Origin of the sequence: Aeromonas sp. ASNIH1, assembly GCF_002934285.1 — a bacterium.
Taxonomy (GTDB): domain Bacteria; phylum Pseudomonadota; class Gammaproteobacteria; order Enterobacterales; family Aeromonadaceae; genus Aeromonas; species Aeromonas caviae.
In genome coordinates, this window is sequence record NZ_CP026228.1 from 1,485,853 (window position 1) to 1,512,326 (window position 26,474).

General features: G+C 62.4%; 21 protein-coding genes. 13 read left to right on the top strand and 8 right to left on the bottom strand.

The genetic code is table 11. From position 1 onward, the window contains the following. Positions 1-85: 85 nt before the first annotated feature. From C2U37_RS07265 to C2U37_RS07300, 7 genes are all read left to right on the top strand, one after another. Positions 86-2,044, top strand: coding sequence for an ATP-binding protein (locus tag C2U37_RS07265; protein ID WP_010672308.1), 1,959 nt, complete (start codon positions 86-88; stop codon positions 2,042-2,044). 76 nt (positions 2,045-2,120) lie between these two features. Next, complete coding sequence (gorA, locus tag C2U37_RS07270) at positions 2,121-3,470, top strand: glutathione-disulfide reductase (protein WP_104452066.1); 1,350 nt, start codon at positions 2,121-2,123, stop codon at positions 3,468-3,470. Between the two features lie 448 nt (positions 3,471-3,918). Continuing rightward, positions 3,919-5,601, top strand: coding sequence for a potassium-transporting ATPase subunit KdpA (gene kdpA, locus C2U37_RS07280; protein WP_103858065.1), 1,683 nt, complete (start codon positions 3,919-3,921; stop codon positions 5,599-5,601). Positions 5,602-5,656: 55 nt separating this feature from the next. Beyond that, complete coding sequence (gene kdpB, locus C2U37_RS07285) at positions 5,657-7,714, top strand: potassium-transporting ATPase subunit KdpB (RefSeq protein WP_103858066.1); 2,058 nt, start codon at positions 5,657-5,659, stop codon at positions 7,712-7,714. 60 nt (positions 7,715-7,774) lie between these two features. Next, entirely contained in the window at positions 7,775-8,302 is a 528-nt protein-coding gene (locus tag C2U37_RS07290) for a potassium-transporting ATPase subunit C (protein WP_103858067.1), read from the top strand. A 102-nt stretch (positions 8,303-8,404) separates the two neighbouring features. After that, positions 8,405-10,993, top strand: a complete 2,589-nt coding sequence (locus tag C2U37_RS07295; protein ID WP_010672298.1) for a sensor histidine kinase — start codon at positions 8,405-8,407, stop codon at positions 10,991-10,993. Between the two features lie 38 nt (positions 10,994-11,031). Continuing rightward, the gene (locus C2U37_RS07300) at positions 11,032-11,715 is read left to right on the top strand and encodes a response regulator (RefSeq protein ID WP_042879730.1); all 684 of its coding nucleotides are present in this window, start codon (positions 11,032-11,034) and stop codon (positions 11,713-11,715) included. A 4-nt stretch (positions 11,716-11,719) separates the two neighbouring features. Here the strand turns inward: C2U37_RS07300 and C2U37_RS07305 are convergent, their stop codons facing one another. Continuing rightward, positions 11,720-12,847 carry a multidrug effflux MFS transporter gene (locus C2U37_RS07305; RefSeq protein WP_103858068.1) on the bottom strand — a complete coding sequence of 376 codons (1,128 nt, stop codon included), beginning with the start codon at positions 12,845-12,847 and terminating at the stop codon, positions 11,720-11,722. 92 nt (positions 12,848-12,939) lie between these two features. Here C2U37_RS07305 and C2U37_RS07310 point away from each other — a divergent pair, with 92 nt between their 5' ends. Next, complete coding sequence (locus C2U37_RS07310; RefSeq protein ID WP_103858069.1) at positions 12,940-13,764, top strand: AraC family transcriptional regulator; 825 nt, start codon at positions 12,940-12,942, stop codon at positions 13,762-13,764. Here C2U37_RS07310 and C2U37_RS07315 read toward each other — a convergent pair. Continuing rightward, on the bottom strand, positions 13,694-13,927 hold the full coding sequence (locus C2U37_RS07315) for a hypothetical protein (protein WP_041214189.1): 234 nt from the start codon (positions 13,925-13,927) through the stop codon (positions 13,694-13,696). The two genes, C2U37_RS07310 and C2U37_RS07315, sit on opposite strands and share 71 nt — an antisense overlap. A 283-nt stretch (positions 13,928-14,210) precedes the next feature. On the opposite strand from C2U37_RS07315, the gene C2U37_RS07320 reads away from it, so the two are divergent. Beyond that, positions 14,211-15,461, top strand: a complete 1,251-nt coding sequence (locus C2U37_RS07320) for a valine--pyruvate transaminase (protein ID WP_103858070.1) — start codon at positions 14,211-14,213, stop codon at positions 15,459-15,461. Positions 15,462-15,534: 73 nt separating this feature from the next. Here the strand turns inward: C2U37_RS07320 and C2U37_RS07325 are convergent, their stop codons facing one another. Together C2U37_RS07325 and C2U37_RS07330 are read right to left on the bottom strand one after the other, a co-directional pair. Then, positions 15,535-15,975, bottom strand: a complete 441-nt coding sequence (locus C2U37_RS07325; RefSeq protein WP_010672292.1) for an Hsp20 family protein — start codon at positions 15,973-15,975, stop codon at positions 15,535-15,537. A 92-nt stretch (positions 15,976-16,067) separates the two neighbouring features. After that, positions 16,068-16,481, bottom strand: coding sequence for an Hsp20 family protein (locus tag C2U37_RS07330; protein WP_010672291.1), 414 nt, complete (start codon positions 16,479-16,481; stop codon positions 16,068-16,070). A 256-nt stretch (positions 16,482-16,737) separates the two neighbouring features. Here C2U37_RS07330 and C2U37_RS07335 point away from each other — a divergent pair, with 256 nt between their 5' ends. Together C2U37_RS07335 and C2U37_RS07340 are read left to right on the top strand one after the other, a co-directional pair. Beyond that, positions 16,738-17,508 (top strand): MBL fold metallo-hydrolase, encoded by a 771-nt coding sequence (locus C2U37_RS07335; RefSeq protein WP_103858071.1) that lies wholly within the window; start codon positions 16,738-16,740, stop codon positions 17,506-17,508. Between the two features lie 85 nt (positions 17,509-17,593). Beyond that, positions 17,594-18,559 carry a GlxA family transcriptional regulator gene (locus C2U37_RS07340; protein ID WP_103858072.1) on the top strand — a complete coding sequence of 322 codons (966 nt, stop codon included), beginning with the start codon at positions 17,594-17,596 and terminating at the stop codon, positions 18,557-18,559. A gap of 97 nt (positions 18,560-18,656) precedes the next feature. Here C2U37_RS07340 and gyrB read toward each other — a convergent pair whose 3' ends face one another. From gyrB to dnaA, 4 genes are all read right to left on the bottom strand, one after another. Next, positions 18,657-21,068: a DNA topoisomerase (ATP-hydrolyzing) subunit B gene (gene gyrB / locus C2U37_RS07345; RefSeq protein ID WP_010672288.1), complete on the bottom strand. Its 2,412-nt coding sequence runs from the start codon at positions 21,066-21,068 to the stop codon at positions 18,657-18,659. Continuing rightward, positions 21,065-22,168 carry a DNA replication/repair protein RecF gene (gene recF, locus C2U37_RS07350; protein ID WP_104452067.1) on the bottom strand — a complete coding sequence of 368 codons (1,104 nt, stop codon included), beginning with the start codon at positions 22,166-22,168 and terminating at the stop codon, positions 21,065-21,067. The genes gyrB and recF overlap by 4 nt, the downstream gene beginning before the upstream one ends. A 2-nt stretch (positions 22,169-22,170) precedes the next feature. Then, positions 22,171-23,274, bottom strand: a complete 1,104-nt coding sequence (gene dnaN, locus C2U37_RS07355; RefSeq protein ID WP_041212068.1) for a DNA polymerase III subunit beta — start codon at positions 23,272-23,274, stop codon at positions 22,171-22,173. Positions 23,275-23,357: 83 nt separating this feature from the next. Next, the gene (gene dnaA, locus C2U37_RS07360) at positions 23,358-24,728 is read right to left on the bottom strand and encodes a chromosomal replication initiator protein DnaA (protein WP_039040645.1); all 1,371 of its coding nucleotides are present in this window, start codon (positions 24,726-24,728) and stop codon (positions 23,358-23,360) included. Between the two features lie 310 nt (positions 24,729-25,038). Here dnaA and C2U37_RS07365 point away from each other — a divergent pair, with 310 nt between their 5' ends. Together C2U37_RS07365 and C2U37_RS07370 are read left to right on the top strand one after the other, a co-directional pair. Then, positions 25,039-25,797, top strand: coding sequence for an amino acid ABC transporter substrate-binding protein (locus tag C2U37_RS07365; RefSeq protein WP_010672284.1), 759 nt, complete (start codon positions 25,039-25,041; stop codon positions 25,795-25,797). Further along, positions 25,798-26,466, top strand: coding sequence for an amino acid ABC transporter permease (locus C2U37_RS07370; RefSeq protein WP_103858074.1), 669 nt, complete (start codon positions 25,798-25,800; stop codon positions 26,464-26,466). The last annotated feature ends 8 nt before the right edge of the window (positions 26,467-26,474 follow it).

The following is a 26,474-nucleotide window of genomic DNA, read 5'->3' on the forward strand; positions in this document are numbered from 1 at the left end:
TTGTTTTTATCCATTGGATGACACACGACATAAGTCCATGAAGCAGTTAAACTAAACCGCACTCAATCCAGACCGCAAGGACGCCATGTCAGGAATCTTCTCCAAGGCCGTCGGCCTTAACGGACTCTCTTATCGTCTGCTTTCCTACATTCTGATCTGCAGTACGGTGCTGGCACTGCTCATCACCGTGCTTCAGCTCGCCTGGGACTACAACAAGGATGTGACCGTCATCGAGGCCAGCATCGGCCAGATCGAAGCCTCCTTCCTGCAACCCATCTCGGCCAGTCTCTGGAATCTGGATGAAGAGCAGGTGAAGGTGCAGATCGAGGGCATCATGAACCTGCCCAACATGCAGTTCGTCATGGTCAAGGAGATGCTGGGCAATTCGGAAGTGCCCCTGCTCACCCAGGGGGTGGAGCAGCCCCAATACGACATCTCCCGCGAGTTCACCCTGAGCTACCAGGGGGAAGTGGTCGGCAAGCTGTTCGTCGCCGCCTCCCTGGAGCAGGTCTACCAGCGCCTCATCGAGAAATCCGTGCTGATCCTGGTCAGCCAGACCATCAAGACCCTGGTCGTCTCGTTCTGCATCCTGGTCATCATCTACTATCTGGTGATCCGTCACATCAACCGCATCGTCAGCTATGCCCAGAAACTGAGCCTGGATCGCCTCGCGGTGGAGCTGACCCTGGAAGGTCGCCCCCTGCCCCGCAAGTCCCCTGACGAATTCGATACCCTGGCCGCCACCCTCAACCAGATGCGCACCCGGCTGAACGACGAGTTCACGGCCCGCCATCAGGCCGCCGATCAGCTCCAGCAGGAGCGGGACTTCTCCGCCACCCTGATCAACTCCGCCAACATGGTCATCTGCTGCATGGAGCCGGATCTCAACATCGCCAGCATCAACCCGGCCGCCATCCTGCTGACCGGCTATCACCACCAGGAGCTGTTGCAGCACAACTGGCTGGATCTCTTCGTCAGCAAGGAGCAGCGTGACGAGCTGGCCGCCACCCTGGCCGATCAGGGCGCCCTGGAGGACAGGGAGATCACCATGCACGACCAGCAGGGCAACGAGCTGGTACTGCAGTGGACCTTCGCTCCCTTCTACGAGGGGCCCAACCTCAAGTACCTGATCGGCTTTGGCTATGACATCACCCCCCTCAAGAAGGTGGAGCGGGAGATCACCCTGTTCAACGAGCAGCTGGAAGGCAAGGTGGCTGAACGCACCCGCAGCCTGAGCGATGCCAACGACCAGCTAGGCAAGGCCTATGACGATCTCAAGCAGGCCCAGCAGACCCTGGTGGAGTCGGAGAAGATGGCCTCGCTCGGTTCTCTGGTTGCCGGGGTGGCCCACGAGATCAACACCCCCATCGGCATCAGCGTCACCGCCTCCTCCTACCTGCAGGAGCGGGTGGCCGACTTCAAGCAGCATATCGAGGCCAAGCAGCTCTCCCGCACCTACCTCAACGAATTCACCCAGAATCTCGACGAGTCGATGCAACTGCTGCAAGGCAACTTGAGACGCGCCTCAGAACTCATCGCCAGCTTCAAGCAGGTGGCAGTGGATCAGTCCTCCGAGGCCCGCTACAACTTCAGCCTCGCCGACAACCTGCATCAGGTGGTGGTCTCCCTCGGCTACAAGCTCAAGAAGGCCCAGTGCGAGGTGGACATCCAGTGCGATCCCAAGCTGAGCATCTACTCCTTCCCGGGCAGCTTCACCCAGATCTATTCCAACCTGATCCTCAACTCCATCCATCACGGTTTCGATGGCTGGGACAGGCCCAGAAAGATCACCATCCAGGTGGCGCAGCAGGGAGACGAGCTGGTCATCGACTACAGTGACAACGGCCGCGGCATCCCCCCGGAGATACTGCCGCGCATCTTCGATCCCTTCGTCACCTCCAAGCGGGGCCAGGGTGGCAGCGGGCTCGGCACTCACATCATCTACAACCTGGTGGTCCAGCTGCTGCGCGGCCGCATCCACTGCGCCAGCGAACCGGGCCAGGGCGCCCAGTTCCACATTCGCCTGCCCATCCAGCAGAACTGAGCACCGGCTCTTGTGGGCCGGCCGCTTTGTCCCCATCATGCTGTGACTGCATTCTTAACGAGCGGAGAACCTCGCAATGGCACAGCATTTTGACTACATCGCCATCGGTGGCGGCAGCGGCGGCATCGCCTCGGCCAACCGGGCAGCCATGTACGGCAAGAAAGTCGCCCTGATCGAAGCCAAAGAGCTGGGTGGCACCTGCGTCAACGTCGGCTGCGTACCAAAGAAGGCCATGTGGTATGCAGGCCAGATCGCCGATGCCCTGAAATATGGCGCCGACTACGGCTTCGACACCACGCTCAACCACTTCAGCTGGGCCAGACTGGTCGAATCCCGTCAGGCCTATATCGGGCGCATTCACCAGTCCTACCAGAACGTGCTGGGCAAGAACCAGATCACCGTCATCAAGGGCTTCGCCCGCTTCGTCGACAGCCATACCGTCGAGGTGAACGGCGAGCACTACAGCGCCGATCACATCCTGATTGCCACCGGCGGCCGCCCCGAGGTCCCGACCATTCCGGGCGCCGAACTGGGTATCGACTCCGACGGTTTCTTCGACCTGCAAAGCCAGCCCAAACGGGTTGCCGTGGTGGGTGCCGGCTATATCGCCGTGGAGATCGCAGGCGTGATGCAGGCCCTTGGCTCCGAGACCCATCTGGTGGTGCGCAAGCATGCGCCGCTGCGCAACTTCGACCCCATGATCCACGAGACCCTGGTGGAGATCATGGCGCAGGAAGGGCCCAAGCTGCACACCCACGCCATTCCCAAGGCCGTCATCAAGAACGCCGACGACAGCCTGACCCTGCAACTGGAAGATGGTCGCCACCTCACCGTGGACTGCCTCATCTGGGCCATCGGTCGCGTGCCCGCCACCGACAACCTCAATCTGGCTGCCACCGGCATCACCCTGGACGAGAAGGGCTTCATCCCCACCGACAAGTTCCAGAACACCGACGTCGCCAACCTTTATGCCGTCGGTGACAACACCGGCCGCATCCAGCTCACCCCGGTGGCTGTCGCGGCAGGCCGCCGCCTCTCGGAGCGGCTGTTCAACAACAAGCCGGGCGAGCACCTCAACTACGATCTGGTGCCGACCGTGGTGTTCAGCCACCCGCCCATCGGCACCATCGGCCTGACCGAGCCGGAAGCCGTCGCCGAATACGGTGAAGATCAGGTGAAGGTCTACCGTAGCCAGTTCACCGCCATGTATTCGGCACTGACCCAGCATCGCCAGCCTACCCGGATGAAACTGGTCTGCGTCGGGCCGCAAGAGAAGGTGGTCGGCCTGCACGGCATCGGCTTCGCCATGGACGAGATCCTGCAAGGCTTCGGCGTCGCCATGAAGATGGGGGCCACCAAGACGGACTTCGACAACTGCGTTGCCATCCATCCGACCAGTGCTGAAGAGTTTGTGACCATGCGATAAGCGGGGTTGAAGCTGGCCTGTCATTATCAGACCAGCTTCTACAACTGTGTTTCCACTCTCCATCCGACCAGCGCGGAAGAGTTCGTGACCATGCGATAAGCGGGGTTGAAGCTGACCTCATCACCATCGGGTCAGCTTCCACCACTTGCTACCAAAACCCGGCCCTGGCCGGGTTTTTTGTGCCTTGCCTGTCCACCAGCCAACAAAACCTGCCTTCTTTACGCCGATTTTACGCCAGCCAAATTGGGCTTTATGGCGCCTTTACGCCCGTTTTACATACCCTTTCAGCGTCAATGAGCCCCATGGGATCGACACGGATATGCATCGATCCCTGACGCTAATTACCTCAACGGAGTCGTTATGAATTGGCTATATCTGCTGCTGGTCCTCGCCCTCGCGGGTTATCTGCTGCGCGCTCTCGCGCGCACCCATGAGTGAGGAACCGGATATGTGGCAAGAGATCATCTATCCCGTCGCGTTCGTGCTGCTGGTGCTGCTGCCGGCGCCTCTGCTTGGCAACTACCTCTATCGGGTGTTTGAAGGCAAGAGTCGCTGGCTCGCCCCGCTTGAGCGCGCCACCCTGGCCTGCTGCGGCACGGACGGGCGCGAGCAGGACTGGAAGTCCTACGCCCTCAGCCTGCTGGCTTTCAACGGCGCAGGCTTCGGCCTGCTGTTCCTGATCCTGCTGGCGCAGGGTCTGCTGCCCCTCAACCCGCAGCAGCTGCCCGGACTGAACTGGCAACTCGCCTTCAACACTGCGGTCAGCTTCATGACCAACACCAACTGGCAGGCCTACTCCGGCGAAGCCAGCCTCTCCTACTTCAGCCAGATGGTGGGGCTCACCACCCAGAACTTCGTCTCCGCCGCCACCGGCGCCGCGGTCGCCATCGCCCTGTTTCGCGGCATCGCCCGCCAGCAGACCACCCACCTCGGCAACTTCTGGCAGGATCTGGTGCGCTTCTGCCTCTACGTGCTGCTGCCGATGGCGCTGATCCTGGCGCTGCTGCTGGTCTGGCAGGGGGTGCCCCAGAGTCTGTCGGCCTACCTGCCGTTCCACGCCCTGGAAGGCCAGGAGCAGCTGCTGCCGCTCGGCCCGGCCGCCTCCCAGATCGCCATCAAGCAGCTCGGCTCCAACGGCGGCGGCTTCTTCGGCATCAACTCGGCCCATCCGTTTGAAAACCCCACCGCCCTCTCCAACTGGCTGGAAATGGTCGCCCTGCTGACCCTGGCCGCCGCCATGGTCTGCACCCTGGGCCGTTACGTGAAGGATCTGGCCCACAGCCGCGCCATCCTCATCGCCATGACCATCATGCTGGTGCTGGGGCTCTGCCTCGCCATCGGCCAGGAGCTGAAACCGGATCCCGCCCTCGCCCACCTCACCAGCGAAGCCGGCAACTGGGAAGGCAAGGAGAGTCGCTTCGGCCCCGTGCTGTCCAGCATCTGGGAAGTGGCCACCACCGCCGCCTCCAACGGCTCGGTCAACGCCATGCACGACAGCTTCACCCCCCTCGGCGGCATGGTCGGCATGATCAACATGCTGCTGGGTGAAGTGGTGTTCGGCGGCGTCGGTGCCGGCATCTACGGCATGATGCTGTTCGTGCTGCTGACCGTGTTCCTGTGCGGCCTGATGGTGGGGCGCACCCCAACCTATCTGGGCAAACGGCTCGGCATCACCGAGATGAAGTGGGTGGTCGCCAGCATGCTGGTGATGCCGGTCGGGGTATTGGTGATCGGCGGCATTACCCTGCTGATGCCGAACTCCGCCACCGTCATCGGTCACGATGGCCCCCATGGCCTGTCACGACTGATCTATGCCTACGCCTCGGCCGCCGGCAACAACGGCTCCGCCTTCGCCGGCTTTGCCGCCGCCGACAGCTGGCAGTGCATCGCCATCGGGCTGGCCATGCTGCTCGGCCGCTTCGGCTACATCATTCCGGTGCTGGCCATCGCCGGCCAGCTGGCCCGCGCCCCGCGTCAGGAGCGAAGCGAGGGGGACTTCCCCGTCAGCGGCCCGCTCTTCATCACCCTGCTGATCGTCACCGTGCTGCTGATGGGGGGTCTCTCCTTCCTGCCGGTGCTGGCGCTGGGCCCGGTGGCGGAACACCTGAGCCTGCTGGGAGGAGCCTTCTGATGCTGCACCTCCGACTGATCTGCGTGACCAACTACTCGATGCAGGGAGCTTTCCAATGAGCAAATCCGCTTCAATGAGCACCGACACCATTCAGGTGAAGGGCAAGAAACAGAAATCACAGATCCTGCAGGCCATGGTGGAAGCCCTCTATCGCTTCAATCCCAGGGCGCTGTTTGGCAGCCCCATCCTGTTCACTCTCTGGCTGGCGGCCGTGATGGCGACCCTGGAGTCGCTGCTGGGGCAACCGCTCTCCGGCGTCGCTCCTTCTCTGGCCTGGCAGCTGACCGCCTGGCTCTGGCTCACCCTCTGGTTTGCCAACTTCGCCGAGACCCTGGCCGAGGGGCGCGGCAAGGCGCGGGCCGACAGTCTGAAGGCCGGCATGAGCCAGCTCAAGGCTCGTCGGGTCACCAGCCCGCAGGATGACAAGGGCGAGTGGGTACCGGCCACCAGCCTGCTCAAGGGCGATCTGGTGCTGGTGCGCAGCGGCGAAATGATCCCCGCCGACGGCGAAGTGGTCGCCGGCATCGCCTCGGTCAACGAGGCGGCCATCACCGGCGAATCCGCCCCCGTCATCCGCGAGTCCGGCACCGACCGCAGCGGCGTGACCGGCAACACCACTGTCGTTTCCGACGAGATCTGGGTGCGTATCACCAACAACCCGGGCGAAAGTACCCTGGATCGCATGATTGCCCTGGTGGAAGGGGCCAAGCGGCAGAAGACCCCCAACGAGATGGCGCTGGACGCCCTGCTGGTAGGGCTGACCCTGATCTTCCTGCTGGTGGTGGCCACCCTGCCCTGGTTCCTCGACTACAACGGCACCCAGGTACCCCGGCTCTATCTGCTGGCGCTGTTCATCACCCTGATCCCGACCACCATCGGCGGCCTGCTCTCCGCCATCGGCATCGCCGGCATGGACCGGCTGGTGAAGCTCAACGTGATCGCCAAGTCGGGCCGGGCGGTGGAGGCCGCCGGCGACGTGCGTACCCTGCTGCTGGACAAGACCGGTACCATCACCTTCGGCAACCGGATGGCGGACGAGCTGATCCCGGCCCCCGGTGTGGACCCCTCTTTGCTGGCCCAGGCCGCCATGCTGGCCTCGCTCGGCGACAACACTCCGGAGGGCAAATCCATCCTGACCCTGGCGGGCAAGAGCCACACCAGACCGAGCCAGCTGGAGAGCGACATCATCATCCCCTTCAGCGCCGAGACCCGGCTGAGCGGGCTGGATCGCAACGGCCATCACTATCGCAAGGGCGCGGTGGACGCGGTGCTGCGCTACCTCTCGCTCGATCGCAAGGCGGTGCCCGAGCTCATTCTCAAATCGGTGGACAACATCGCCCGCCAGGGCGGTACCCCGCTGCTGGTCTGCACCCACGAGAAGCTGTTGGGGGTAGTGTTCCTCAAGGACATCATCAAGCCGGGCATCAAGGCACGCTTCCAGATCCTGCGCCACATGGGGATCCGCACCGTGATGATCACCGGTGACAACCCGCTGACCGCCGCCGCCATCGCCGCCGAGGCCGGGGTGGACGACTTCATCGCCGAGGCGACGCCGGAGAAGAAGCTGGCCTACATCCGTCAGGAGCAGGCCGACGGCCGGCTGGTCGCCATGTGCGGGGACGGCGCCAACGACGCACCAGCGCTGGCCCAGGCCGACGTGGGCCTGGCCATGAACGAGGGGACCCAGGCCGCCAAGGAGGCTGGCAACCTGGTGGATCTCGACTCCAACCCCACCAAGCTGCTGGACGTGGTGCTGGTGGGCAAGCAGCTGCTGGTGACCCGCGGCGCCCTGACCACCTTCTCCATCGCCAACGACGTTGCCAAGTACTTCGCCATCCTGCCGGCCCTGTTTATCGCCGCCTATCCGCAGCTGGGGGTGCTGAACCTGATGCAGCTGGGCAGCCCCGAGAGCGCCATCCTGTCGGCCATCATCTTCAACGCCCTGATCATCGTCGCGCTGGTGCCGCTGGCCCTGCGCGGGGTCAGCCTGAAGGGAACGGCGGCCAGCCTGCTGCGCCGCAACCTGCTGATCTACGGCGTCGGCGGCCTGATAGTGCCCTTCATAGGCATCAAGTTGATCGACCTGGTCATCACCGGCCTGGGGCTGGTGTAACGGCATCACCGGATGCGGGGCAGGCCCGCATCCACCCAACACATTTGGAGCAAACACATCATGATCGCAATCAGAACCATGCTGACCCTGACCCTGCTGCTGGGGGTGGCGTATCCGCTGGCCGTCACCGGGCTGGCCCAGCTGCTCTTCCCCTGGCAGGCCAACGGCAGCCTGCTCACCAACGCCAAGCAGCAGGTGGTCGGCAGCGCCCTGCTAGCCCAGAAGTTCGAGCGGGCCGACTACTTCCACTCCCGCCCCTCCGCCAGCGATTTCGCCACCATAGGTGGCGGAGGAAGCAACCTGGGGATGAGCTCGCCGCTACGGGCCGAGTTTGCCGCAGCGGCGGCCAGGGCGCAGCCGGAAGCCAGGGTCCCCGCCCTGCTGACCCGCTCCGCCTCCGGCCTCGATCCCCATCTGCCCCTCGATGCAGCACTGGCCCAGGTGGATAGGGTCGCCGGGCAACGGGGGCTGGATCCCGTTCAGTTGACGGAGCAGGTCAAGTCGGCGGCACAAGCTGGTATCCTTGGCCCGCAGGTGGTCAACATTCTCCAGTTGAACCTGCAACTCGATCATCAAAAGGGCGCCTGAGGGCGCTCCTTGCCGTTCGGGAAGGCTCCCTTTCGACAACGGGGACAAGCATGAGCAATGAGGTCACGGCCGCAGTTCGGCCGATGCAACGGGAGCACGGGGATGCGTGATGAAGTGAGGGCAGACGCCCTGCTGGCGAGCCTGGAGCAGGAGCACAGGGGCAAGCTGAAGGTGTTTCTCGGCGCGGCCCCCGGCGTCGGCAAGACCTACGCCATGCTGCAGGCGGTGCGGGAGCAGGCCAGGGAGGGAGTCGACATCCTGATCGGGGTGGTGGAGACCCACGGCCGCCAGGAGACCCTGGCCCTGCTCGACAAACTCGCCATCCTGCCGCGCACACTGCACCTGCACCGCCAGCAGCGGCTGGAGGAGATGGATCTGGACGGTCTGCTGGCGCGCAAGCCCGCCATCGCCGTGGTGGACGAGCTGGCCCACAGCAACGCCCCCGGCAGCCGCCACGAGAAGCGCTGGCAGGATGTGGAGGAGTTGCTCGGCGCCGGCATCGACGTCTACACCACCCTCAACGTGCAGCACCTGGAGAGCCTCAACGATCTGGTGTGGCAGCTGACCGGGGTCAGGGTCAAGGAGACCCTGCCGGACCAGGTGCTGCTGGAGGCCGACAGCCTGGTGCTGATCGACCTCCCCCCCAAGGAGCTGCTCGGCCGCCTCAAGGAGGGCAAGGTCTATGTGCCCCACCAGGCCAAGGCCGCCCTGCAGTCATTCTTCTCCCTCAACAACCTGACCGCCCTGCGGGAGCTGGCGATGCAGACCGCCGCCAGCCACGTGGAGGGGGATCTGCAGTTGCAGTGGCAGGCCGCCGGCAAGACCACCTTGCCGCTGCGGGGCAAGCTGATGGTCTGCATCGGGGATGAGCACGGCGCCGCCCTGGTGCGTTACGGCCACCGCTTCGCCCAGCGCAGGCAACTGCCCTGGCTGGTGGTGCACATCGACAGCAGGGGGCAGCGCTCCCCCGAGCTGGAGCAGGCGCTGGCCCTCGCCTCCCAACTGGGGGCCAGGGTGCTGACCCTCTCCAGCCCGGCCGTGGCCGATGCCCTGCTGGAGACCGCCGAACAGCAGCAGGTCTCCCAATTGTTGCTCGGCAAATCCCGCAACCCGCCCTGGCGTCGATCCCTGGTACAACACCTGCTCAAACAGGCGCAGGGATTCGAGATCACGCTGGTGGATACCGAGAAGCGCAAGCCCGGCCTGACCCTGCCAACGGCAGGCCCGGGTGAGCTTCGCCAGAGCCTGCTCGCGGTGGCCATCATGGGGGGGACCTCGGCCGCGGTCTGGGCCCTCTCCCACTGGCTGCCCCCCGCCTCCCTGCCCATGCTGTTCGTGCTGGGGGTGCTGGCCACCGCGCTCACCACCAGCCTGGTCCCCGCTATCCTGGCCGCCGTGCTGGGATTCGTCGGCCACAATCTGCTGTTCACCTTCCCCTACTTCTCCCTGAGCGTGGCCAGCCACAGCGACCTGCTCACCCTGTTCGTGCTGCTCATCGTCGGCATCGCGGCCGGGCGCCTCGCCTCCCGCCAGCGTCAGCAACTGGTCAGTCTGCGCGAGACCCAGCAACTGGGTAACGCCCTGCTCTCCCTGAGCCAGGGGCTGGCCACCGCCAGCAGCCCGGTGGACGTGCTGAGACAGGGAACCCAGGCCATCGCCCTCGCCCTTGGGCAGCCCGTGTTCGCGCTCGATGGGGATTACCAGTACCGGGCCGGTGACACCCAGACCGGGCCGGGCCAGACCGACAAGGCCGCCATTGACTGGTGCCTGGCCCAGAAGCAGAGCGCTGGTGCCCATACCGCCACCCTCAACGCCGCCGAGGCCCAGTATCATCACCTCGGCGATGACCTGGTGCTGGGCATCCGGCTGGCCAGCCCGCTCACCTCCGCCGCCGAGCACCAGCTACAGGCCCTGCTCACCGATATCCGCGCCGCCCTGGCGCGGATCGATCTCAACGAGCGGCTGGCGGACAGCCAGTTGCAGGCGGAGACCGACCGGATGCGCGCCGCCCTGCTCTCCTCGGTCTCCCACGACCTGAAGACGCCGCTGGCCACCATCATGGGGGCTGGCAGCACCCTGCTGGAATACGGGGACCGGATAAGTGCGGAGGACCGCATCGAACTGCTGCACTCGGTGCAGGACGAGGCGCGCCGCCTGCACGGCTATGTGCAAAACCTGCTGGACATGACTCGCATCGGCTCACCGGACTTCCAGTTGAAACGGGACTGGGTCGACCTGGCGGATCTGGTGGAGAGCGCCCGCCGCCGGCTCGACTCCTCCTGGCGCCAGCACAAGCTGCTGGTGCACTTCGATCAGCAGATCCCCCGGCTCTATGTGCACGGCGCCCTGATCGAGCAGGTGCTGGTCAACATCCTCGACAACGCCTCCCGCTACTCGCCGGCCGGCACCCCCATCGAGTTCAAGGTGATGCTGGCGGACCCAGACCTCATCATCGACATCATCGATATCGGGGTCGGCATCGCCGAGTCGGATCGGGACAAGATCTTCAATCTGTTCTACACCCAGCCGGTCGGCGACTGCGGCAGCCGCGGCACCGGGCTTGGCCTCGCCATTTCCCGCGCTATGATAGAGGTCCACGGCGGCCGCATCTGGGCATTCGCCGGCCCCAACGGCAACGGCACCTGCATGCGCATCTCCCTGCCGCTGGCCCTCAACGCACCGGCGGCCTGATGGTCGCCGCCCTTTTCAATCAGCAAACGGGAGGCTGAATGGCTCACATACTGGTCATCGACGACGAGGCGGCCATCCGCCGTTTTTTGCGGATCAGCCTGATCGCCGAAGGACATCAGGTGAGTGAGGCGGTCGGCGTCACCGAGGGGATGGCGCAGTATCGCCACCTCAACCCCGACCTGGTGATCCTGGATCTGGGCCTGCCGGACGGTGATGGCATCCAAATCCTGCACGCCATCCGCGAGCACCACGCCAATCCCGTGCTGGTGCTCTCGGCGCGGGACTCGGAGCAGGAGAAGGTGCGGCTGCTGGATGCGGGGGCCAACGACTACATGAGCAAGCCGTTCGGCGTCGGGGAGATGATGGCCCGTATCCGGGTGCTGCTGCGCCAGCGGGTCGGCGCCACCAGCGGCGAATGCCGCCACTTCCCCCAGTGTGGCCTGACCCTGGACAGCAGCAGCCACAAAGTCACCCTGCAGGGCGAGGAGATCCCCCTCTCCCGCAAGGAGTTCGCCCTGTTGCAGGCGCTGGTGTGCCACCCCGGCAAGCTGGTACAACAGACCCAGCTGCTCATCGACATCTGGGGACCGAGCCACAAGGAAGATACCCACTACCTGCGCATCGTCATCGCCAGCCTGCGCAAGAAGCTGGGAGATAACCCCCAGCAACCCACCCTGATCGAAACTGAAGCCGGCATCGGCTACCGTTTTATCGGCAGCTGATGTTTCACGTGGAACGACGCCAACCGCAGCACAAGGCCAGCAGACCGCATCCCCCGAGCAGCAGCCCGAGATCCTGCAAGCTGGCGGCAACCGCCAACCCCAGGCTGAGCAACAGGTAGTAACCGAGCCCGAACAGGGCCCCGGCACTGCCCGCCACCTCCCGATAGGCCAGCAGCGCCTGGCTCAGCACATTGGGGATCGCTAGCCCGAACGCCACCACCACCCCCATCATGGGCAGCAGGAACCAGAGCGAAGTCTGACTGGCCCACACCAGCCAGCCGGACCCCAGCGCCAACGCGGCAGCGAGCCGGATCAACGAGGCAGGCGACCAGTCATGCCCCAGCAGGCGCTTGTTGAGCAGGCTGCCCCCCAGGGTCGCCAGCGCCAGCACGATGCCGGAGTAACCGAACTCCCCCGCACTCAACCCCAGCCCGGCAAACAGAAAGGGAGCCAGGCTGTAGTAGCCAAACAGCATGGTGTTGAACAGCGCTACCAGTGCGGCGCTGCGCCACAAGGCTGCATCACGCGCCATCCGTTGTGCCAGCGGCCAGAGTGCCACCCGCTGGGTGATGGCCGGCCGGGTTTCCGGCAGTTGCCAGCAAGTGACCAGCAGCAATCCGACTGCCAACACCAGCAGGGCGCTGAATACCCCCAGATAGCCGAACCCGCTCGCCAACTGGCCGCCGCTCACCAGCCCCAGCACCGGACTGAGGGAGAGTGCGATGCCCATCACCGAAAAGACCCGCGCCAGATCGCTGCCCTGATAGCTGTCGCGCAGCATGGTCTGGGTCACCACGGAACCCACGGCGGCGCCGAAGGCCGCGATGACCCGGGCCAGCAGCAGGGTTTCAAATTGAGTGGCCAGCAACGCCAGCAGGGTGCCGGCGCCATAGGTCAGCAACCCCGCCAGCATGGCGGGACGCCGCCCGATGAGATCGCACACTCGGCCCCAGCAGACCACGCCCGCCGCAAACGCCAGAAAATAGACCGACAGGGTCTGGGACGCCTGCCCCTCGCTCACCCGAAACTCAGTGGCGATATGGGTCAGCACCGGGCTGTAGATGGTCTCCACTATCTGGGGAAACATCATCAATCCGACCACCAGCCAGCGCGGTGGCAACCTGTTGTTCATGACACACCTCCTTCACAAGAGGTCGCCATTCTAGAGAGGGATAACTTGTCCGATTACAATAAGGCGGACTATAAACAGCAAGAATCGGACACATGGCCTTTATTCTTCCCGATCACCCCTTTGATCCGGACCAGCACGACGGCAGCGCCATCGGTATTGCCGCCGCCCTCGGCTGGCACGACTCCGGCCGCCATCAGCACCAGCGCCACCAGCTGCTGTTCGCCCAGGCAGGCTGCATGACCATAGAGCTGGACGATCAGGTCTGCCTGCTGCCGCCGACGCGAGCAGCCTGGTTGCCAGCAGGCCTGCCCCACCGGGTATTGATGCGCGGGGTAGTGGCCTATCGCTCCCTCTACTTCCAGCCGGAGCCCGCGTTGCCAAACGAGATGGCGGTGCTGACGGTCAACCCGCTGCTGCGGGAGATCATCGAGCGGATGGCGCTCTGGCCCTGGGACAAGCCGGAAGCAGAGCAAACCTGCACACTGGCATTATTGAAAGAAGAGCTGGCGCAAGCGCCGCGGGAATCCTGGCAGTTGCCGCTGCCGTCAGACGGGCGTCTGATCGGCTGGCTGCAGGAGATAAAGCGGGGTGACACCCTGCCCGATCGGCTCAACCGGCTGGCCGAGCGGGTGGGTGCCAGCGACAAGACCATAGGCCGCATCTTCATGCGGGAGACCGGTATGAGCTACCAGGCCTGGCGCCAGCAGTGGCGACTGCTTCGGGCCATGGAACTGCTGGCCGAAGCCGAGCCCATCAGCCGGGTGGCCGCTGCGCTGGAGTTCGCCAGCGACAGCGCCTTCATCGCCTTCTTCAGGCAGCACACGGGGCAGACCCCCTTGCGCTACCTCAACTCTCGGGGTGAGTCGCATCGGCCGAACTCGCCTCCACCACCAGGGTCTCCAGGGCCAGCGGCTTGAGGTTGTGGATGGCCTCTGCCACCACGTCATGGGAGGCCTGCTGCTGCAAGGCCAGCATCTCCTGTTGCAGGGCGGCGCTGTCCAGCTCGGGTCTGGGGTTCTCGGCGGCCATGGCATTCAGGCTCAGGCTGCTGGCAATCAGGGTAGCGATCAGGATCTTCATCTGGCGTGCTCCGGTGTGGTTGAGATGACCAGATAGCTATTCCAATAGTTGTGCCAGATTTATAACAGCATGATTTTATTGATATAAATAATTTTTTGATGCTGCCACCCCCCTTCCTGAATCGAATATTGGTTATTTTAAAACCTATAAATGGTTTTTTTTACCACCTCCATCATGGCAACCCTGTTCCACGTGAAACGCCCCGTTTTTTTGATCGACACCCGCTTTTGAAGTGAGCTATGGTGCTAGCTCCCCCCTTAACTGACTCTGGATTTGCCACCGAATGGAATTCTCCTTGTTCGGCGAGAAGTTCACTCGCCACGCCGGTATTACCCAACTCATGGACGACCTCAATCAAGGGCTGCTGAATCCCGACGCCATCATGCTGGGAGGCGGCAATCCGGCCCCCATCCCCGCCATGCTGGAACGCTTTCAGGCCGAGGCCAATACCCTGCTCGGCAACGGCGAACTGATCAAGGCCATGGCCAACTACGATGGCCCCCAAGGCAAGGACAGGTTTACCAGGGCGCTGGCCGCCCTGCTCAGCAAGGAGCTGGGCTGGGAGATCTCCGCCCGCAACATCGCCCTGACCAACGGCAGCCAGAACGCCTTCTTCTATCTGTTCAACCTGCTGGCCGGCGAGTTCGCCGACGGTCGCAAGAAGAAGGTGCTGTTCCCCCTGGCCCCCGAATACATCGGCTATGCCGACTCGGCCCTCTCGGACGATCATTTCGTCGCCTACAAGCCCACCATCGAGAAGCTGCCCGACGGCCAGTTCAAATACCACGTGGATTTCGAGAGCCTGCAGGTGGGCGACGACATCGGGGTGATCTGTGTCTCCCGGCCGACCAACCCCACCGGCAACGTGCTCACCGACGAGGAGATCGAGCACCTCGATCAGATCGCCCGTGACAAAGGGATCCCGCTGCTCATCGACAATGCCTACGGCGTGCCCTTCCCCGGCATCATCTTCAGCGACGCCAAGCCGTTCTGGAACGCCAACACCATCCTCTGCATGAGCCTCTCCAAGCTCGGCCTGCCGGGCACCCGTTGCGGCATCGTCATCGCCGACGAGAAGATCATCCGGGCCATCACCAACCTGAGCGGCATCATCAATCTGGCGCCGGGCAGCCTGGGTCCGGCCATCACCATTCCGATGATCGAGAGCGGAGATATCATCACCCTGAGCGAACAGGTGGTGAAACCCTTCTACCAGCAGAAAGCCACCTTCGCGGTCCAGCTGCTGCGCGAGGCCATTCCGGATCCGCGCTTCCACATCCACAAGCCGGAGGGTGCCCTCTTCCTCTGGCTCTGGTTCGAAGACCTGCCGATCCACTGCCAGGAGCTGTATGAGCGACTGAAGGCGAAGAACCTGCTGATCGTGCCCGGCCACTACTTCTTCCCCGGCATCGACGACCCCGAGTGGCGCCACAGCCAGGAGTGCATCCGCCTCAACTATGCCCAGAGCGAAGATCTGGTGCGTCGTGGCATCGCCATCCTGGCCGACGAGATCAACGCCCTCTACGCCGGTTGATTCCCCCTTCGGCATGAAAAAAAGAGGCCTGCAGATGCAGGCCTCTTTTCTATCAGGTGGTCAGCGATGTTGTTTAACCGGGCAGTGCCAGCTGATCGGGTTTGCCGATGGGGATGGCACGGGGCTTGAGCGCTTCCGGCAGCTCCCGGGCCAGCTCTATGGTCAGCAGACCGTGCTCCAGCCTGGCCCCCTGCACTTCCACGTGCTGGCTCAGCTTGAAGGCGAGCTCGAAGTCCCGCTCGGCGATCCCCTGATGGAGGAATTGGCGCTCGCCCATGGTGGCGACCTTGCGCCCCTTCACCTTGAGGGTACCGTTTTCGGTCTCCAGCTCCAGCTCATTGCGATCGAAACCGGCCACGGCAACCGTGATGAGGTAGCTGTCGTGATCCCGCTTTTCGATGTTGTACGGGGGGTAGGCCGAGGTCTTCTGATCGAACAGGCCTTCCAGCTCGCGGGCCATCCGCTCGAAGCCGACGGCATTGGAATAGAGATGAGAAAAATCGAGGTTACGCATGATCCTATCCTTCTATAAAGCAACAGGGTTTACTCTCCACGGGCCCGCCATCGGCACCCGGGAAACATCAGCAATGCAACGAGGTCAGGCTGTCAGCCGTTGATCTCGATCTTGCGGGGCTTCATCGCCTCGGGCACTTCGCGCACCAGGTCGATGTGCAGCAGACCGTTCTTCAGGTCGGCCCCCTTCACCCGCACATAGTCGGCCAGCTGGAAGCGACGCTCGAAGCCGCGTTCGGCAATGCCTTGGTAGAGGTAGTTGCGCTCGGTGTCGGCCTGCTTGCTGCCCTTCACCGTCAGCAGATTTTCCTGGAAGCTCAGCTCCAGCTCTTCCTGGGTAAAGCCCGCCACCGCCATGCTGATGCGGTAGTCGCTGTCACCCAGCTGCTCGATGTTGTAGGGGGGATAGCCGGCATTGCCATTGCTGGCGGCAGATTCGATGAGAGTGGCCAGACGATCGAAACCGATGGCAGAACGATAGAGCGGAGAAAAGTCGATAGAACGCATAGTATTACCCTCTTGTGAGCGATAACGGATTGTTTGCCCTCCTGATGGACGGGCGCCTGGTCGAAACCTCTGTCGAGCGTTCCGGCCTTGTTATCTATATAGGGGCCAGCATTTGGCTTTCAAGGGGTAAAAACAAAAGAAATGCAGGCCATCAAGAATGGCCCGATTAGATCGATAATAGGCCTGCGGGCCACTCATGATCCGTCCCTCATCCCTCCATACTGGCCGTGTCCCCAACGAGAAACTGGAGCACGCCATGAAGATTACCCAGGTTCGCAACGCCACCCTGCTCATCCACTACGCAGGAACCCGCTTCCTCATCGACCCCATGCTGGCCCCCAAGGGGAGCTATCCCGGCTTCGAAGGCATGGCCAACAGCCATCTTCGCAACCCCCTGGTCGAGCTGCCGCTGCCCATGGCGACCCTGCTGGAGGTGGATGCGGTGATTGTCACCCATGACCATCTGGATCACTGGGACGATGTCGCGAAAGCGAAGATCCCCAGGCACCTTCCCCTGTTTGTGCAGCATCAGAAAGATGCCGACACCATGAGGAGATGCGGCTTCGAGGATGTGCGCCTGCTGGGCGAGGTCGGCGAGTTCGCCGGCATCCGCCTGCAACAGACGGCAGGCCGGCACGGCAGCGATACCATCATGGCCCTGCTGGGGGATCGCCTTGGCGAGGTCAGCGGAGTGGTCTTCTCCCATCCCGCCGAAAAGACCCTCTATCTGGCTGGCGACACCGTCTGGAATGCCCAGGTTGAACAAGCGCTGCACCGGCACCAACCCGAGGTTGTCGTCCTCAACTGCGGTGATGCCCAGGTGACGGGTCTGGGCGCCATCATCATGGGCAAGGAGGATGTGGCCGCCGTCTATCAGGCCGCCCCGCAGGCCACCCTGATCGCCAGCCACATGGAGGCGGTCAATCATGCCCTGCTGTCCCGGCGGGAGCTGCGCGACTACCTGGACAGCCAGGGGATGGCCGCCCGGGTAAGGGTGCCCGAGGATGGCGACACCATGGTGCTCTGAGCGAGGGGCCGGGCACCACATGGCTCTTCGGCTTTCTGTTGCTGCCCCGTATGATGAGGATCCGAGTGCAAAGGAGTTTGCCACCATGCCCCGTCCCCTCATCGTCGCCGTCATCACCTTCGATCGCTTCAGCCCCTTTCACTGCTCGGTGCCCTGCCTCATCTTTGGCGACAAGATGATGCCGGGCCAGTCGTTGTTCGAGCTGAGACTCTGCGCCGGGGATGACACGCGGCAACCCGCCTCCTCCCAGGGCTTTCGCATGGAGGCCGACTATGGCCTGGAGGGTCTGCTGGAGGCGGATATCATCATCATCCCCTTCTGGCGCGATCCGGCCGAGCGCCCCGCCCAACCCTTGCTCGATGCCCTGGTTGCCGCCCGGATCAGGGGAGCCCAGATCGTGGGGCTCTGTCTCGGTACCTATGTGCTGGCCTATGCCGGCCTGCTGGACGGGCGCGGTGCCGCCACCCACTGGGAATTTGAACAGGAGTTCGTCCAGCGCTTCCCCCGGGTGCGGCTCGATACCAATGCCCTCTACGTCGACGACGACGGGCTCATCACCTCGGCTGGCACCGCCGCCAGCCTGGACTGCTGCCTCTATCTGGTTCGCCAGCATCACGGCAGCCAGATTGCCAACAAGCTGGCCAGGCGGCTGGTGGTACCTCCCCACCGGGAGGGTGGCCAGGCCCAGTTCATCGAGCAGCCGGTACCCGCCACCACCCGGGATGCCAGGATCAACCAGCTGTTCGATCACCTTCGCCTGCACCTGGCCGCGCCCCACACCCTGGACAGCCTGGCGGAACATTGCATGATGAGCCGACGCACCTTTAGCCGCCGCTTCCAGCTCGCCACCGGTCTCTCCCTCGGGGAGTGGCTGATGTCGGAGCGCCTGCGCCGCAGCCAGACGCTGCTGGAGTCCAGCTCCCACACCGTGGAACGCATCGCCGAACTGGTGGGGCTCGGGTCTGCCACCATCTTGCGCAAGCACTTTCGCACCCGCTTCGGGGTGTCGCCGCGGGAGTGGCGCCGCACCTTTCGCGGTGACAGAGTCTAGGTCTCACATGTTTCACGTGGAACGCGCCCTTTTCCTTGCCCCAGAAAACAAAAAGCCGCTCACGAGGAGCGGCTTTTGATGGTTGTCGGACCGTCTGTTAGACGTCGAGGTTGGCAACCCGCAGGGCGTTGGTCTCAATGAAGTCGCGACGGGGCTCTACGGCGTCACCCATCAGGGTGGAGAAGAGCTGGTCGGCGCCGACTGCGTCGTCGATGGTGACGCGCAGCATGCGACGGGCTTCCGGATCCATGGTGGTTTCCCACAGCTGCTCCGGGTTCATCTCCCCCAGCCCTTTATAGCGCTGGATGTAGATGCCACGCTTGCCTTCGCCCATCAGCCACTCGACCGCTTCAACGAAGCTGGCGACCGGCTTCACCTTCTCGCCACGCTTGATGTAACCGCCTTCCTCGATCAGGTTGGCGATCTCCTTGCCCAGGGAGACCAGCTGACGGTACTCGGAGGATTGCAGGAAGTCATAGCTCAGCGGATATTCACGGTCGACCCCGTGCTGGCGTACCACGGCGTGGGGCACGAACAGGCTGCGCTCCTCGTCGCGGCGTACCTGCATCTGGTACTGGATACCGTGGTTGCTCTCGTTGAGCACGGCTTCCATGCTCTGGCACCAGGTCTGCAGATCGCTCTCGCTGGCCAGCAGGGTTTCGTTCAACTCAGGCTGATAGATCAGCTGGGTCAGCACGGCTTCCGGGGCGCGGCGGGACATGCGGGTGATGAGGTGAGTCACGGAGCGATGCTGGTTGACCAGACGCTCCAGCGCCTCGCCACCGATGGCCGGGGCAGACTCGTTGACGTGCAGGGTCGCACCGTCCAGCGCCATGGCGGTCTGGTACTGCAACAATGCGTCTTCGTCTTTCAGGTACTGCTCCTGTTTGCCCTTCTTCACCTTGTAGAGCGGCGGCTGGGCGATGAAGACATAGCCACGCTCGATGATTTCCGGCATCTGACGATAGAAGAAGGTCAGCAGCAGGGTACGGATGTGCGCACCATCGACGTCCGCATCCGTCATGATGATGATGTTGTGATAGCGCAGCTTGTCCGGGTTGTACTCGTCGCGACCGATGCCACAGCCCAGAGCGGTGATCAGGGTGCCCACCTCCTGGGAGGAGATCATCTTGTCGAAACGGGCCTTCTCCACGTTCAGGATTTTACCCTTGAGGGGCAGGATGGCCTGGTTCTTCCGGTTGCGACCCTGCTTGGCGGAGCCGCCAGCAGAGTCCCCTTCCACGATGTAGAGTTCGGAGAGCGCCGGGTCTTTCTCCTGACAGTCCGCCAGCTTGCCGGGCAGACCGGCGATATCCAGCGCGCCCTTGCGGCGGGTCAGTTCGCGGGCCTTGCGGGCCGCTTCACGGGCACGGGCCGCATCGATGATCTTGTTGACCACGATCTTGGCGTCGCCCGGGTTTTCCAGCAGGAAGTCGGCCAGCTTCTCACCCATCGCCTGTTCCACGGCGGTCTTCACTTCGGACGAGACCAGCTTGTCCTTGGTCTGGGAGGAGAACTTAGGGTCAGGCACCTTGACGGAGATAACGGCAATCAGACCTTCACGGACGTCGTCACCACTGGCGGCGGACTTGGCCTTCTTGCTGTAGTCCTCCTTGTCCATGTAGTTGTTCAGCGTCCGGGTCAGCGCGGTACGGAAGCCCACCAGGTGGGTACCGCCATCCCGCTGCGGAATATTGTTGGTGAAGCAGTAGACCCCTTCCTGATAGGCGTCGTTCCACTGCATGGCGACTTCGACACCGATTCCGTCCTGCTCTGTGGTGAAGTGGAACACCTTGGGGTGGATCGGGGTCTTGTTCTGGTTCAGGTACTCGACGAAGGCCTTGATGCCCCCTTCGTAGCAGAAGTGCGCCTCGCGGCCATCACGCTCGTCCATCAGACGGATGGAGACGCCGGAGTTGAGGAAGGAGAGCTCGCGCAGACGCTTGGCCAGGATCTCGTAGTGGAACAGGGTGTCGCTGAAGATGGTCGGGCTCGGCCAGAAGCGAACTTCGGTCCCGGTGCCAGTGCTGTCACCAATCTGCTTGAGCGGTGCCTGCGGCTCGCCCAGGTGATAGGTCTGCTCGTAGACATGACCGTTGCGGCGGATGGTCAGCAGCAGCTTGTCGGAAAGCGCGTTCACCACGGAGACGCCCACACCGTGCAGACCGCCGGACACCTTGTAGGAGTTGTCATCGAATTTGCCGCCGGCGTGCAGCACGGTCATGATGACTTCAGCGGCCGAACGACCCTCTTCCGGGTGGATGTCCACCGGAATGCCGCGACCGTTGTCGCGCACGGAGACGGAGCCGTCGGAATGGATCTTGACCTGGATATCGGAGCAGTAGCCAGCCAGAGCCTCGTCGATGGAGTTGTCGACGACCTCGAACACCATGTGGTGCAGGCCCGATCCATCGTCCGTATCGCCGATATACATCCCCGGGCGCTTGCGGACCGCATCCAGACCCTTGAGCACCTTGATATTCGAGGAGTCGTAAGTATTTTCACTCATAGCTTACTCTCTGCCTTCTCTAACGTTTCGGAGATCTTGCCTTGTTCCACGTGGAACAGCTTGCAGTCACTCGCATCCATCATGTCTGCGAGCTGACCGGTATCGATGGCGGTGATGAACACCTGGGACGCGCACTGCTTCAGCCTTGCAGCCAGCAGACGACGTTTGTCGACATCCAGTTCAGAGGCAAAATCATCAATTAAAAAAATACAGCCGCGGCTGCTATGTTGATTCAAATAGAGCCCTTGGGCCAGCCGCATGGCACAGACCAGCAACTTCAGCTGACCCCTGGACAAAATATCCTGCGCGGGGACACCGTTCGCCTTGAGCCGCACGTCCGCCTTCTGCGGACCGACCCCAGTGTACCCCAGCGAACGATCCCGTTCGAACCCCGCCTCCAGCAATGCGTCGAGGGGAATGTCTTTTTCCCAGCCTCGATAGAATCCAAGACTGATATCGAACTCCGGCAGAAAATCTGCGGTCATCTCCTTGATCAGGGGCGTAATGGCCTGACAATAACTGGCGCGAAACCCCGCCAGCTCGCCGCCCAGTCGCACCAGCTCCTGATCCCAGAACGCCAGTTGACGATACTGGGTGCTCTGGCGCAGCAAGGCATTGCGCTGCTTCAACAGCCGACGCACCCGCCCCCAGAGGGAGAAGAAGGTCGGCTCCTGATGGAAAACACCCCAGTCGAGCCAGGCCCGGCGAGCCTGGGGCCCACCGGTCAGCAGGCTGAAACCATCGGGGTGGATCAACTGTACCGGCAACAGCTCCGCCAGATCGGCCAGGCGCTGGGCCTGGGCACCGGCGATCTTGAGCTGGGTTTCGCCCCCCTTGTCCTTGGCAAGCCCGATGGGCACCTGACGCCCCTCCAGCTCGCACTGGGCAAACAGGGTAAAGGCCCGCTCGCCCTGGCGGATGACCCGCCCGGTCAAATGGGTACGAAACGAGCGGCCGAGACCAAGGTAATGAATGGCTTCCAGCACGCTGGTCTTGCCGCTGCCGTTGCTCCCGACCAGGATATTGAGGCCGGGAGACAGCGCGAGATTGGCGTGCTGAATGTTGCGAAAGTCGCTGAGCTGGAGTTTGACCAGGGACACGACTAGATCCGCATCGGCATCACCACATACTGGGCATCTTGGTTCTCAAAATCCTCAATAATGGCGCTGCTGATGGAATCGCTCAGGCTGATCCGGATTTGGTCACATTTTAACGTATTCAACACGTCCAGCACATAGGAGACGTTGAAGCCGATCTCCATCTCGCCAGCGGCGTATTGTACGTCAAGCAGCTCTTCGGCTTCTTCCTGTTCCGGGTTGTTGGCGGTGATGCGCAGCAGGTTTTCCTGCAGATTGAGACGCACCCCACGGAATTTCTCGTTGGAGAGGATGGCGGCACGGGCAAAGGCCTGGCGCAGATCCTCGCGACCGGCGATCAGGGCCTTGTCGCTCCCCCTCGGGATGACGCGGCGCCAGTCCGGGAAACGGCCATCCACCAGCTTGGAGGTGAAGATGAAGCCATCCAGGGCGGCACGCAGGTTGCTGCGGCCCACTTGCAGCCGTACCGGCTTGTCTTCCGCTTCCAGCAGGCGCACCAGCTCCAGCACCCCTTTGCGGGGCAGGATGACCTGATGATCGGGCAGCGATTCCGTTACCACTTCGCGGCGGCAGGTGGCCAGCCGGTGACCGTCCGTCGCCACGGTACGCAGGCCGTGGCCCTCGCTCTCGAACAGCATGCCGTTCAGGTAGTAGCGCACGTCCTGGCTCGCCATGGAGAACTGGGTCGCGTCGATGAGTTTTTTCAGCTCCAGCTGGCTGATGTCGAACTCGAGCACGGATTCCCAATCCTCGATGTTCGGGTATTCGGTCGCCGGCAGGGTCGACAGGTTGAAGCGGGAGCGGCCGGAACGGATGATGAGGCGCTCTCCCTCGGTGCTGAGGCGGATCTCCGCCCCCTCCGGCAGACCGCGACAGATGTCCAGCAGCTTGCGCGCCGGCACTGTGGTGCGGCCATCCTGGCTGTCGCTGTTGAGATAGACCTGTCCGATCATCTCCACCTCGAGATCGGTCCCTGTCAGAGACAGCAGGCCATTGCTGACATCGAGCAGGACGTTGCCGAGGATGGGCAGGGTCGGCCGGCCACCCAGGGCACCGGACACCAGTTGCAGGGGACGTAACAGGGCCTCACGGCTAATTTCGAGCTGCATCTGTGCTCTCCGTTGTTATTGGGAGGAAAGGATTCGGATCAGGCTGGAACATGCAATCTGCATCTGTGCACTCCGTTCCGTTATCAGGAAGAAAGGGTACGGATCAGGTTGGAATAATCTTCCTTGATGTCGTGACTCTCTTCCTTCAGCTGCTCGATCTTGCGGCAGGCATGAAGAACCGTGGTGTGGTCACGGCCACCAAAGGCATCCCCTATCTCAGGCAAGCTGTGGTTGGTCAGCTCCTTGGCCAGCGCCATCGCCAGCTGGCGCGGGCGGGCAACGGAACGGGAGCGACGCTTGGAGAGCAGATCCGCCAGCTTGATCTTGTAGTACTCCGCCACCGTCTTCTGGATGTTGTCGATGGTGACCAGCTTCTCCTGCAAGGCCAGGAGATCGCGCAGCGCCTCGCGCACGAAGTCGATGTTGATGGCGCGGCCGGTGAAGTTGGCGTTGGCGATCACCCGGTTGAGGGCGCCTTCCAGTTCACGGACGTTGGAGCGAAGCCGCTTGGCGATGAAGAAGGCCACTTCGTCCGGCAGATGGATCTGGTTCTCGTCCGCCTTGCGCATCAGGATGGCAACCCGGGTCTCCAGCTCCGGCGGCTCGATCGCCACCGTGAGTCCCCAGCCGAAGCGGGACTTGAGACGATCTTCCACCCCGTTGATCTCTTTCGGATAGCGGTCCGAGGTCAGAATGATCTGCTGGTTTCCTTCAAGCAGGGCATTGAAGGTGTGGAAGAACTCCTCCTGGGAGCGTTCCTTGTTGGCGAAAAACTGGATGTCATCGATGAGCAGGGCATCGACGCTACGGTAATAACGCTTGAACTCTTCAATGGCGTTATTCTGCAGCGCCTTCACCATGTCCTGCACGAACCGTTCGGAGTGCATGTAGATGACTTTGGCGTCTTTCTTGCGATCCTTGATGGCATTGCCAACGGCGTGCAACAGGTGGGTCTTGCCAAGGCCGGTGCCGCCATAGAGGAACAGCGGGTTGTAGGCACCACCCGGATTGTCGGCCACCTGACGGGCGGCCGCACGGGCCAGCTGGTTGGACTTACCCTCAACGAAATTCTCGAAGGTATAGTTCACGTTGGTGTTGCTCTTGTGGTTTGGCTCGGGCTTGTTTTCAGCCTTGTTTTCCCAGCTCTTGGGAGAGTTATTCACAGGATCGACACCACGGGCCGGCGCCCTGGCGACCGCGACGGGATGAGGGCGATTGCCGATATCAAAACGCAGGGTGGGAGCGTCGGCTCCGCACAGCTCGTTGATGATGCCGTTGACCCGGAGCAGGTACTTGTCGCGTACCCAGTCCAGAACAAAGCGGTTCGGTGCATACAGGGTCAGAGTATTGTCACTCAACTCCGCTTGAAGCGGCCGGATCCACATGCTGAATTCTGCCGAGGGCAACTCATCTTGCAGCCGGTTAAGGCACTGCTGCCATAGCGAAGCAGTCACTCTAGACTCCCGTCAATTGATTAAGTAAAGACCGGCTATTCTACGTTTTTAGTGGCCGGATCTCCAGTTGCTGCCGCACGGATCCAGCAAATAAGATCCTTGACTTTCAAGGATCCAACGCCCCAGGATCCCATTTCATCCCCAAAGTTACCCACAGCCGGATATCGTCAATGTGGACAGAATGGCGCGCTGCGACCATAGTTATTTTATATAACCAAATATCATTTATTTTTTATATTTTATTCCAATAACATCAGCGCCAACCCGTGATTACAACTAAAAATACAGCACTACAGAGAGAGGAATCCCCATGAAAACCACCATCAAGCTGATTTCCGGCGCCGCCATTCTGCTGGCCAGCCTGTCCGGCCAGGCCATCGCCCAGGAAACCATCAAGGTCGGCATGTCCGGCAAATATTTCCCGTTCACCTTCGTCAAGCAGGACAAGCTGCAGGGCTTCGAGGTGGACATGTGGAACCAGATCGGTGAGCGCACCGGCTACAAGGTCGAGTTCGTGACCGCCAGCTTCTCCGGCCTGTTCGGCATGCTGGAAACCGGCCGCGTCGACACCATCTCCAACCAGATCACCATCACCGACGAGCGCAAGGCCAAGTACGCCTTCTCCCAGCCTTATGTCTATGACGGTGCCCAGATCGTGGTCCGCAAGGGCAACAACACCATCCACGGCATCAAGGACCTGGAAGGCAAGAAAGTCGCCGTCAACCTGGGCTCCAACTTCGAAGAGCTGCTGCGCAAGAACGACCCCAACAAGAAGATCGATATCCGTACCTATGACTCCGCCTTCGAGCAGGATGTCGCCCTGGGCCGCATCGACGCCTTCGTGATGGACCGTGTCTCCACCGCCCAGCTGATCAAGGAATCCAAGCTGCCGCTGCAACAGGCTGGTGCACCGTTCGAAACCATCGAGAACGCCCTGCCCTTCCTGAAGACCCCGGAAAAGCAGGCCGTGCTGAAGAAGGTTGACGATGCCCTCACCGCCATGCGCAAAGACGGCACCCTGACCAAAATCTCCGAAAAATGGTTCGCAGCGGACATCACCAGCAAATAAATGATGGAATTTGACCTCGATTACACGCTAGGGCTGTTTCCCATCCTGCTCAAATACCTGGGCACCACGATGGAAATGGCCCTGTGGGGATTCGTATTGGCACTCGTACTGTCGCTGATCCTGGCGATAGTACGGGTGTTTCGCGTTCCCGCACTTCACTGGCTGGCGATGCTGTATATCTCGTTCTTCCGGGGTACACCGCTGCTCGTCCAGCTGTTCCTGCTCTATTACGGGCTGCCGCAGCTCTTCCCCATCTTCGTGGGGATGGATGCCTTTACCGCCGCCATCATCGGCCTGACCCTGCACTTTGCCGCCTACATGGCCGAGTCGATCCGGGCAGCCATTCTCGGCATCCACAAGAGCCAGATGGAAGCCGCCCTCAGCATCGGCATGAGCCGGCTGCAGGCGATGCAGCGGATCATCCTGCCCCAGGCGGCCCGCATCGCGACACCATCGCTGATGAACTACTTCATCGACATGATCAAGAGCACCTCCCTGGCGTTTACCCTGGGAGTGGCGGAGATCATGGGCAAGGCCCAGATGGAAGCGGCCTCCTCCTTCAAGTTCTTCGAGAGCTTCATGGCGGTGGCGCTGATCTACTGGGTGGTGGTCATCTTCTTCACCCGCTTGCAGCATCTGTTGGAAGTGCGGCTGAACCGTGCTTATTAAAGGAGGCC